The organism is Mesobacillus sp., from assembly GCF_049588175.1.
In the GTDB taxonomy this organism is placed as follows: domain Bacteria; phylum Bacillota; class Bacilli; order Bacillales; family Cytobacillaceae; genus Mesobacillus.
Genome location: NZ_JBAVFI010000494.1, coordinates 1 through 1,732, shown reverse-complemented (window position 1 = coordinate 1,732; position 1,732 = coordinate 1). Strand labels below are relative to the sequence as shown.

Genomic DNA, 1,732 nt, shown 5'->3' with positions numbered 1-1,732 from the left:
AATAGTCGGTGCGAAAGCAGAAGAAGTGATTGTGACTGGCTCCATCACGACGAATATCCATCAAGTGCTGGCGACTTTTTACAAACCAGCGGGCAAAAAAACCAAAATCCTTGCCGATGAACTTAATTTTCCATCAGATATTTATGCGATTAAAGCGCAATTGAAATTACACGGGCTTGACCCGGCGCAGCACTTAATCCAAGTGAAAAGCAGAGATGGCCGCACGATTTCTGAAGAAGATGTTATTGCGGCGATGACCGAGGAAGTCGCGCTTGTCTGGCTACCATCTGTATTATACCGCAGCGGACAGCTGCTGGATATGAAGCGTCTAGCAGAAGAAGCGCATAAAAGAGGGATATTAATAGGCTTTGACCTGGCGCATTCGATTGGTGCGATTCCGCATTCCTTGCATGAGTGGGGTGTGGATTTCGCCGTGTGGTGCAACTATAAATACTTGAACAGCGGACCTGGGGGAGTCGGCGGAATGTTTGTTCACGAAAGAAACCTCGGGACAGCTCCTGGACTGGCTGGCTGGTTCAGTTCGAAAAAAGAAAAGCAGTTTGATATGGAGCATACGTTAGAGCACGCAGACACGGCCGGTGCCTACCAGATTGGCACACCGCATGTTTTAAGTATTGCACCACTATTGGGCTCGCTGGAAATGTTTGAGGAAGCAGGCATCATTAGAATAAGGGAAACGTCTTTGAAAATGACGGAATACATGATGAAGCTGATTGATAATGAACTTGCGGAATTTAATTTTGAGATTGGTAATCCAAGAGAGGATAAGGCTCGCGGCGGCCATATTTGCCTGGAGCACGATGAGGCGGCCAGGATCTGCAAGGCGCTTAAAGAAAACAAGATCATCCCTGATTTTCGCGCACCCAATGTGATCCGCCTCGCACCAATCGCCCTGTACACAACCTATGAAGAGATTTGGAATACAGTTCAAATTTTAAAGAAAATCATGGAGAACCAAGAATATAAGAAGTTTGAGAATACTAGAAACGTAGTGGCTTAAACGGAACATGGGGACGGTTCTCGTGTTCCATTTCGCAGGAAAAATAACTTCATTAAAGCAAAATGCTATAAGTGTTTTATTGAGCCAGCTGCAGAAACACTGCAAATTTGCTGAAACCACTCTGTTTGGGTGGTTTTTTTTTATTTGAAACTTTTATAGAGTGTTAACCGTTAATATATTAATCCGAATTAAAAGGGGAAAAAAGCATGAAGAACTTTTTTAAGGTCATTGCTGCTGTTATTTTAGGTTTGCTGTTTTCGGGTGGGATGGACTTGGACGATCTGAAATTCAAAAGGAATATTCGGAAGCTGAAAAAGGAAAAGTGGTTTAAGGAACTCAGTGATGATGGACGGTATTATGAAAGTATTTATCAGAATGAAGAATTAAAGGACTATTTAACAGAAGAACGGATTGTGGAAAAAATCTTACATAATAAAGAGGAAAAAGAGCGATTTTTAAGCTTTATTTCAAGAAAGTATTAATTTTCTGCAGGTCTGGAACTGAGAAAATTTTACTTTTGGGAAAATTAAAAACGATTTGCTGTGTGTTTGGGAAGTTAGATTAAAAGATTTTAGTGAAAACGATATGGAATCTGGCACGGCGATCATGCTTCGATTGGGAAATTTTTAAATTAAACGATTCTTAACATTCCGTCAACATTTGTGTGCTAATTTAGTTAGGAATACACCAATAAGGAGTGAAAGCATGAAT

2 protein-coding genes are annotated in these 1,732 nt (G+C 41.1%); both read left to right on the top strand.

Annotated features, from left to right (window positions below; genetic code table 11):
- Positions 1 to 1,021, top strand: a 1,021-nt coding sequence (gene kynU / locus WB217_RS12050; RefSeq protein WP_423993465.1) for a kynureninase, incomplete at its 5' end; no start/stop codon positions are given.
- 206 nt (positions 1,022 to 1,227) lie between these two features.
- Complete coding sequence (locus WB217_RS12045; RefSeq protein ID WP_423993464.1) at positions 1,228 to 1,503, top strand: hypothetical protein; 276 nt, start codon at positions 1,228 to 1,230, stop codon at positions 1,501 to 1,503.
- Positions 1,504 to 1,732: the final 229 nt, after the last annotated feature.